The sequence below is a fragment of the Moraxella oblonga NBRC 102422 genome, assembly GCF_001598275.1.
In the GTDB taxonomy this organism is placed as follows: domain Bacteria; phylum Pseudomonadota; class Gammaproteobacteria; order Pseudomonadales; family Moraxellaceae; genus Moraxella; species Moraxella oblonga.
Map to the genome: position 1 here is coordinate 1 of NZ_BCYQ01000059.1, position 8,343 is coordinate 8,343.

Genomic DNA, 8,343 nt, shown 5'->3' on the forward strand with positions numbered 1-8,343 from the left:
TACCTTAAAAACTCCCATTCAAGGCAATTATAATTTTGAGCATTTGACTAAAATTCATCAATATCTGTTTGAGGGATTGCGTGAATATGCTGGGCAATTACGGCGAATTGAACCTTTCTTTAAGCAAAATGAATATGACGTTTCATTGGCAACCATCTTTGCTGATGTTGATGAAATTTTACCCACCATCGATGAAATGGCTCAATTTTTAAAGGAAAATCATTACCTTAAATATCTCAATCACGATGATTTTGTGTATGAATTTGCGGTCAGCTATGCCGAATTTAATTTTGCCCACCCCTTCGAAGAAGGTAACGGCAGAGCCACTCGCATTTTGTTTAAACAGCTGGCACAAGAGGCAGGTTATGAATTTGACACCAGCCACATCACCAAACAAGCGTGGGACGCAGCCAGCATGCTGTCGTGCGAGCATGGGGTGATTTATGAGTTGGGTAATGGTCGAATCGAAATCGAGCCCAACGATGACCGAGACATCAATCCACTGATTGACATCATGCACCAATGTTTGGTTCGTGTGGTTTGATGACCCAAACCAAACAGCCCCCTATCGATATTCCCTCTCCCCAAAAATCGCACTGCCCACTCGCACCATGGTTGAGCCGTTGGCGATGGCGTCTGCCATGTCGCCACTCATGCCCATTGATAATGTGTCCCAATGGGGTGGATTATATTTGGTCTTGATACCATCAAACAAATCTTTGGTGCGAGCAAATGCGTCCGTGCCTTCTTTGGCAGGAATAATCATCAAACCCCGCAAAACCAAGTTGGGTAGAGTTAAAATCAATGCCAAAAGCTCATCTACTTCGTTCATTTGACAGCCTGACTTGCTATCTTCAGCATCAACATTAATCTGAATCAGCACATTTAAGGGTGGTAAGCCTGCTCGTTGTTCGTTTAATCTTTGGGCGATGATGGCACGGTCAAGTGTCTGCACCCAATCAAAATGACGTGCCAAATCACGAGTTTTATTACGCTGAATATGCCCAATATAATGCCATTCAATATCCAAATCAGACAGTTGTGCTTGTTTGGCTAGACATTCTTGGAGATAATTTTCACCAAAAGCACGTTGCCCCAACCCAAAAAGCGTACGAATGTCATCGGCAGGTTTGGTTTTTGAGACGGCCAGTAGGCACGCATTGGCGTGGTGATGCGCGTTATGGGTGTCAAGTTTGGTTTGGATGTTTGTAAATCGCTGTTGTAAATCACTCACCGCTATTTATCCAGATGGTGTAAATATCTGTGTATTCTAACAAAAAATCCTCAAAACGCCAACATAAATACAATGCCCATTTAACCGCATGAACGGCATTTTAAAAATACACAAATTTTAAGAATTATTGTATAATAAAGCCATTATATCTCATTATTAAGGTTGCCCTATGTCCACCCCCAGTATCGAAGATTTACTCCGTTTTGTCGTCAAAAATAAAGCCTCTGACTTGCATTTATCGGCAGGTTTGCCACCGATGATTCGTGTGGACGGTGAGGTGGTACGTATCAACACCCCAGAAATGGACCATTCCACCGTTCATAAACTCATCTATGACATCATGAACGACAAACAACGTGCCGACTACGAAGAATTTTTAGAGACCGACTTTTCGTTTGAGATTCCAGGCTTGGCTCGTTTTCGTGTAAACGCCTTTAACCAAAACCGTGGTGCTGGTGCGGTATTTCGTACCATTCCTTCTAAGGTTTTAACCATGGACGATTTGGGCATGGGTCCTGTTTTTAGAAAAGTTTCTGATTTTAAACGTGGCGTAGTATTGGTTACAGGTCCGACAGGTTCTGGTAAATCCACCACGCTGGCTGCGATGATTAACTACATCAACGAAACTCGTAAAGAACACATTCTTACCATTGAAGACCCTATTGAATTTGTCCACGAATCCAAAAAATCACTCATCAACCAACGTGAGGTACACCGTGATACACTTGGGTTTGATGCCGCTCTTCGTTCTGCCCTGCGTGAAGACCCTGACGTGATTTTGGTGGGTGAGATGCGTGACCTTGAGACCATTCGCCTTGCTTTGACCGCCGCCGAAACAGGACACTTGGTGTTTGGTACATTGCACACCAACTCTGCCGCCAAAACCATTGACCGTGTGATTGACGTTTTCCCTGCTGCCGAAAAAGACATGATTCGTGCGATGTTATCTGAATCCTTGCAAGCGGTTATCTCCCAAGCACTTTTGAAAAAAGTTGGCGGTGGTCGTGTGGCAGCTCACGAGATTATGCTTGGTACGCCTGCCATTCGTAACCTTATCCGTGAAAACAAGGTTGCCCAGATGTATTCAGCAATCCAAACAGGGGCAGGTGAAGGTATGATTACGCTTGACCAAACCTTAAAAAATCTGGTAGCAAGCCGTACCATTGACAAAGAAACGGCTCGTATCTACGCCAAACAGCCAGAGTCATTCTTGTAATCTAAAAGCAAATCATCAAATAAAAATTTCATCATTGATGATTTGCTTAACTTTCAAAAAAATAATTGGAAATACTATGGATTTTGACAAATTACTCCAAGTCATGATTGCCAAAAATGGCTCTGACTTATTCATCACCGAAGGCGTTCCGCCATCACTCAAAGTGCATGGGCAAATCTTGCCAATGACAAAAACGCCATTGACCGCCGAACAGACAATGGCAATCGTTACCAGTATCATGACTGATAATCAAAAAAAAGAATTTTTAGAAACCAACGAATGTCAGTTTGCCATTGCTGATAAAGCTGAAACCGCTCGTTTTCGTGTATCCGCTCTCATTCAGCGTAACAAAGCGGCTATGGTACTGCGTAAAATTGAGACCAACATTCCCACCACCGAAGACTTAAATCTACCCCCTATCCTTAAAGAACTTGCCATGAAAAAGCGTGGCATTATCCTATTGGTAGGTGCGACAGGTACAGGTAAATCCACCACGCTGGCTGCCATGATTGGACATCGCAATCAAAACTCTCGTGGACACATCATCACCATCGAAGACCCCATTGAATACGTCCACGAACACAAAGGTTGTATCGTAACCCAGCGTGAGGTCGGCATTGACACACTCTCATTTGAAGAAGGTTTAAAAAATACCCTACGTCAAGCCCCTGATGTGATTCTGATTGGTGAGATTCGTAACCGTGAGGTCATGAGCTACGCTATTCAATACGCCGAAACAGGTCACTTGGTATTTGCCACCCTGCACGCCAACAACGCCAACCAAGCGATTGACCGTATCATTCACTTCTTTGAGGCTGACCGTCACGGACAGCTATTTATGGATTTGTCGTTGAACCTGCGTGCGATTATCGCCCAAATGCTGATTCCTACCCCAGATGGCAAAGGTCGCCGTGCTGCCATTGAGATTTTGCTAGGCACACAGCTCATCGCTGACTACATCCGTAAAGGCGAGATTCACGAGATTAAGCCTGTCATGAAACGTTCAAAAGACATCGGCATGCAGACCTTTGACCAAGCATTATTTGACCTCTTTGAAAGTGGACAAATCACCTATGCCGATGCCATCAAGCACGCCGATAGCCCCAACGACCTACGTCTCCAAATCAAACTTGAAAGTAAAATTGTTGAAAAAGGTGATGTGGACGAAGGAGCAAATAAACTGTCGATTGATTTGGGTAACTATGCCTAATCTTGATAACACCACCCAAACAAAAACCCAATCTTTACGATTGGGTTTTTATGACCAAGATGATTTGTGCTGTTTGTCAAAACATGCCATAACCTAAATGCGACATGAATTGATGTAAGCAGATTACCATTCACCTTGATAACAAAACAATAAGTTTTTTATCACTTTAAGCTCTTTTGGTATGAGTTTTGATGACATTGATTATTTTTGAGGTGATGGTTTGTTTTCAAGCGTCTTGCGACATTCTTCGTTGCTACACACACCATATAACACAAGCGAATGACCCGACAGTTTGAAGTTGTACTTGTCAGCAACATTACGCTGTTCGTTCTCAATGATTTCGTTGTGAAACTCTTCTATTTTGCCACAAACATCACACACCAAATGGTCATGATGCTCCTCTTGGGCGATTTCAAATACCGATAGATTATTTTCAAAATTGTGGCGTTCTACTATGCCTGCCTGCTCAAACTGAGTCAGCACACGATATACGGTCGCCAAGCCCACATCTTCGCCCTGCTCTGCCAATGCTTTGTAGACATCTTCGGCACTCATGTGGTGGTGTTCAGCATTTTCTAATAGTTCCAAAATTTTGATGCGTGGTAGGGTAACTTTAAGACCTGCTTTTCTTAAATCTTTGTTGGTAAATGCCATGATACTCTCTCTGATTGGTTTTATCAAACATCAACTCTCGCCAAGTTATCATTTGATAATCAATTACAATTTTAATCATTCTAACATATTTTTATACAAAATTCACCGAAAAAATAGGGATTTTTTGCCAAAAATCCCAAATATTATCATTGATTTTTTGGTATGTTAAATCCTACGCTTTCGTGAAAATTTGTCAAAAAACTTGCATATTTGATGACTTGCGTTTAATATGATAAAAATTTTTTTAAGATTTATTATCATGAACATGACCACCAAACTCGCCAGTTTTGCCTTAATGAGTACACTTTTTTTGTCAGGTTGTAGCGTTTTTCGTGTCTATACGATTGACCTACCACAAGGCACACCCATTACCGCCGAGCAAGCCTCGCAGGTGCGGGTGGGCATGACAGCTGACCAAGTCATTTATCTATTGGGCAGTCCTGCTTTGCGTGATACCCTAAACCCAAACCGTTTTGACTATCTGTACGACTACACCGCAGGTACGGACGGCAAACGTGCCAAAAAGAAAGACATTAAAAACGCCAGTCAATACCTATCCATTTATTTTGAAAATGGTCAAGTAGTGAGAATTTTGGGGCGTGAGACCTTACCCATAAAAGAGTAACACTTAACCTTGCTCTCAACTTATAATCAAAACTTATTGATTTATATGTGTTTATTTTTGGATACGAGGTTAAATCGTATTTACTCTGATAAAGGTCAAGTACTCATATAAAGTTGAGAATGCGTTTTTGTATAAAAACACCAAATTAGCTTTAATTTGGTGTTGATTATTATAAAGGGCGATAACCAAGTTTCTTTAAACGCACCACCGACTTAGATTTACGCCGTGTCATGGGGTCATATGATAATGGACGATAAATCTCCACCCTATCACCGTCTGACAGCACTGTGTCTAGGCGTTTTTTTTGGCTATAAATGCCTACATACCAAGCCTTGTGATTGGGATTGGTGGTCATGTTGTCAGCACACCACCTGCTAAATTGTGCCAAACTTGGCAAATCAAGCCACCCTGATTGTTCTATGGCTTGGTATAGGCTTGTGCCTTGTGGTACTTGGAGTTCGGCATAATGCTGAGTATCCACATCAGCATAAGCCAGACTGATGGTTATCGTAGCCATTCTAACACCCAACCCACCAATGCCACCAATATGGCAAGCGGTGCAAATATTCGCACAAACATACGCCACAGGTTGTAACGAGCTTCGCTTTTAAAATTAAATGTCTTGCGTAAATGGCTGATTTTCATGGCAAATCCTGCAAATAATGCCAATAGTACCACCGCCACCATGCCAATGACAATCAAGGTGATGAGGACAATTTTGGCAGGCAAAGCAGACAAAACAAGTAAACCAACAAGCGTAGCAATCGCTCCATTAATCCACCCAAAACGATACATCAACTGCACGCCTGCATAATATACCAAAAACCCTGCCACGAGCAACATACCTATCCCAGACACCGCAAAAGATGTGGGTGTAACATAACTGCTACTCACAAGTAGAGCAAATGAACCAAACACAAGCTGGCTTAGCCATATGGCTAAAATCATGCCTGACAGTGATTTTTTTGGGTTAATTTTTGCCACGTTGGGTGCGTTGCCAAACCAGTACAAGCCACTACCGACACCCACACAGATAAGTGCCAACGACACCGCCTTCGCCCATTCACCAAGCGATACCGCCGTCATCACAGGCACGCTCACGCCACTATCTAGTCCGCCATCAAAGAGTGAAATGAGCGAACCAATCACCACCAATGCCACACCCACAGGCAGTAGGCGAGATTTTAACAAACTTAAAATCAATAACACAAAGGCTAGTAGCACACTCACGCCCACACTTGGCAAAGGGAGCTGTAATTGAGGCAAATGCAGATGCACGCCCTCACCCAATCTTGTGGTGATACTTACTGCAAACAAAAGCGATATGAATACCGATAGCCCTGCAAACATTCGCCAGATTATCTTGGCATCGGCTTCACGCGTAAGTTTCTGTATGCCTTGATAAGGCAAAGCACCACTACGCACTGACAGAGCGATTTCGGCAAATAAAATCGGCAAGCCCACAAACGTCATGGCAACCACCCACAAAAGCCAAAAATCCAGCTCATGAGCCATGCTAGGGGCGATTTGACTCACAAGCAACAATGGCAACGCACAAGACACAAAAAAGACAGTATAGCGAGAGGACATAATTTACCCTATGGTTTATTTGGTTACTATTGTAACACAATTTTGTTATAAATCACCCCAAACAAATAACCCCACGCATGGCATGAGGTTATTTGTTATTAAACAATCAATGATTAAACATCCTCTTCTTTGAACTGTGGTACAGGCTTTTTAAAGCCACCTGTTTTGATACCAAGCCAAATAAAGCCCAATGCCGCCCAAAACAAACCAACCTTCAAAGTAACACCATCAACTTCAAGCCACATCAAAAAGACGCTGATAAAACCCAAAATCGGCACAATGATATAATTAATAATTTGTTTTGGTGTATTAAACTGCTTATCACGCAACACATAGCGAAACAGCACCGAAATATTCACAAAACTAAACGCCGTCAATGCCCCAAAGCTAATCAAATTAACCACTGTTTCAAGGCTAATAAAACCTGCGGTCAAAGCCACTGCCCCTGCAATCAAAATATTATTGACAGGGGTAAAGAGTTTGGGGTGAATTTGCCCAAAGATTTTTTTGCTAATGACATTATCACGCCCCATCACATACATCAGACGAGAAACACCTGCGTGTGCTGAAATGCCTGATGCCATTACTGTTACAATGGCAAAGCCCAATACGGCTGCTTGAAATGCCGAACCACCAACAAGAAGCAAAATTTCCGCTTGTGTTTCGTCCACCGCCTCAAAATAGATAGATGGGTCGCTTGGGAAATAGGTTTGCATAAAATAGGTACTAGAAATAAAGACAATCCCAGCAATCAAGGAAGTTAATACCATTGCTTTGGGCAAAGTATTTTTGACATCTTTGGTTTCTTCGGCAAGGCTAGAGAGCGAGTCAAATCCTGTAAACGAAAAGCACAAAATGGTTGCCCCAGTAATGAGTGCACCCACCGAAGTCATTTCATTCCAAAAGGGCTTTAAGCTCCAAAGTGGATATTTGTCAGCGTCCAATGTACCATTGGCATAGACGCCCATTTGCAATTTTTCATAAATCAAATACACAAATACGCCAATCACCAAAAGTTGGACAAAGACAATCCAACTATTAAAATATGCCACCACTTTTGAGCCAAATAGGTTTACCCCAGTCATCAAGCCTGTTAAGCCAATGACCCACACCCAGTGATTGACATTGGGAAATAAGGCTTCCAAATACAACACCGCCAAGATGATATTAACCATTGGCGAGAGCAGATAATCAAGCCAAGATGACCAACCCACCATAAAGCCCATTGAAGGGTTGATGGACTTTTGGGTATAAGTATAAGCCGAACCTGATGAGGGATAGGCTTTAATCATATGCCCATAACTAAACGAAGTTAAAATCACCGCAAGTAAGGCAAAAATATAAGAAGTTGGCACATGACCCACGCTATCACGGGATACCATACCAAAAGTGTCAAGCAAAGTCATCGGCTGAATATAAGCCAAACCAATAATGATGACGTGCCACAAACCAAGATTTCGTTGCAATTTGGCAACAGGTGCATTAGTAACAGGTGTACTCAACGTAGAGTCCTCCAAAAAGCGTGCGTAAACGCAAAACTTCAGAAAAGGCGTTGGGGTGCTAATACCGTTATCAAACGTACTTTTGGCAGATAAAATCTGTTAGCGGGTGTGTTTGAGAATTTGATTAAGCTATCAACTCCGAGTTAATTGGTTTTTTGACCACATGATGGTCAATAATTTTACAAATTTTTACAGACGTAAAAAAGGGCTAATTCTACAATAAAACCACTTAAAAGCCAATAGTTTTGTTAAGCCCGAGTAAATTTTTAGCAAAAATTTGGTAAGAATAGTAAAACCAAATCCCAAATATGC

9 protein-coding genes are annotated in these 8,343 nt (G+C 42.1%); 4 read left to right on the top strand and 5 right to left on the bottom strand.

The window, feature by feature from the left end:
- Positions 1–544, top strand: a 544-nt coding sequence (locus tag MOB01S_RS11305) for a Fic/DOC family protein (RefSeq protein WP_174521840.1), incomplete at its 5' end; no start/stop codon positions are given.
- Positions 545–565: 21 nt separating this feature from the next.
- Here the strand turns inward: MOB01S_RS11305 and MOB01S_RS11310 are convergent.
- Positions 566–1,234, bottom strand: a complete 669-nt coding sequence (locus tag MOB01S_RS11310; RefSeq protein WP_066805497.1) for a YggS family pyridoxal phosphate-dependent enzyme — start codon at positions 1,232–1,234, stop codon at positions 566–568.
- Positions 1,235–1,403: 169 nt separating this feature from the next.
- On the opposite strand from MOB01S_RS11310, the gene MOB01S_RS11315 reads away from it, so the two are divergent.
- Entirely contained in the window at positions 1,404–2,450 is a 1,047-nt protein-coding gene (locus MOB01S_RS11315) for a type IV pilus twitching motility protein PilT (RefSeq protein ID WP_066805500.1), read from the top strand.
- Positions 2,451–2,526: 76 nt separating this feature from the next.
- Positions 2,527–3,660: a PilT/PilU family type 4a pilus ATPase gene (locus MOB01S_RS11320; RefSeq protein WP_066805503.1), complete on the top strand. Its 1,134-nt coding sequence runs from the start codon at positions 2,527–2,529 to the stop codon at positions 3,658–3,660.
- A 201-nt stretch (positions 3,661–3,861) separates the two neighbouring features.
- Here the strand turns inward: MOB01S_RS11320 and fur are convergent, their stop codons facing one another.
- The gene (gene fur / locus MOB01S_RS11325) at positions 3,862–4,314 is read right to left on the bottom strand and encodes a ferric iron uptake transcriptional regulator (protein ID WP_066805505.1); all 453 of its coding nucleotides are present in this window, start codon (positions 4,312–4,314) and stop codon (positions 3,862–3,864) included.
- A 259-nt stretch (positions 4,315–4,573) separates the two neighbouring features.
- Between fur and MOB01S_RS11330 the strand changes: the two genes are divergently transcribed.
- Positions 4,574–4,939 (top strand): outer membrane protein assembly factor BamE, encoded by a 366-nt coding sequence (locus MOB01S_RS11330; RefSeq protein ID WP_066805514.1) that lies wholly within the window; start codon positions 4,574–4,576, stop codon positions 4,937–4,939.
- A 169-nt stretch (positions 4,940–5,108) separates the two neighbouring features.
- Here the strand turns inward: MOB01S_RS11330 and MOB01S_RS11335 are convergent, their stop codons facing one another.
- The 3 genes from MOB01S_RS11335 to MOB01S_RS11345 form a co-directional block, all read right to left on the bottom strand.
- The gene (locus tag MOB01S_RS11335; RefSeq protein WP_066805507.1) at positions 5,109–5,456 is read right to left on the bottom strand and encodes an RnfH family protein; all 348 of its coding nucleotides are present in this window, start codon (positions 5,454–5,456) and stop codon (positions 5,109–5,111) included.
- On the bottom strand, positions 5,444–6,529 hold the full coding sequence (locus tag MOB01S_RS11340) for a hypothetical protein (RefSeq protein ID WP_066805509.1): 1,086 nt from the start codon (positions 6,527–6,529) through the stop codon (positions 5,444–5,446). Before MOB01S_RS11340 ends, MOB01S_RS11335 begins: the two co-directional genes overlap by 13 nt.
- A gap of 113 nt (positions 6,530–6,642) precedes the next feature.
- Entirely contained in the window at positions 6,643–8,031 is a 1,389-nt protein-coding gene (locus MOB01S_RS11345; protein WP_066805512.1) for an APC family permease, read from the bottom strand.
- Positions 8,032–8,343 lie beyond the last annotated feature (312 nt).

Excerpts from the sequence above, each read along its gene's own strand:
- MOB01S_RS11315 (WP_066805500.1), top strand. The coding sequence starts at position 1,404 with ATGTCCACCCCCAGTATCGAAGATTTACTCCGTTTTGTCGTCAAAAAT.
- MOB01S_RS11340 (WP_066805509.1), bottom strand. The coding sequence starts at position 6,529 with ATGTCCTCTCGCTATACTGTCTTTTTTGTGTCTTGTGCGTTGCCATTG.
- MOB01S_RS11320 (WP_066805503.1), top strand. The coding sequence starts at position 2,527 with ATGGATTTTGACAAATTACTCCAAGTCATGATTGCCAAAAATGGCTCT.
- MOB01S_RS11335 (WP_066805507.1), bottom strand. The coding sequence starts at position 5,456 with ATGGCTACGATAACCATCAGTCTGGCTTATGCTGATGTGGATACTCAG.
- MOB01S_RS11330 (WP_066805514.1), top strand. The coding sequence starts at position 4,574 with ATGAACATGACCACCAAACTCGCCAGTTTTGCCTTAATGAGTACACTT.
- fur (WP_066805505.1), bottom strand. The coding sequence starts at position 4,314 with ATGGCATTTACCAACAAAGATTTAAGAAAAGCAGGTCTTAAAGTTACC.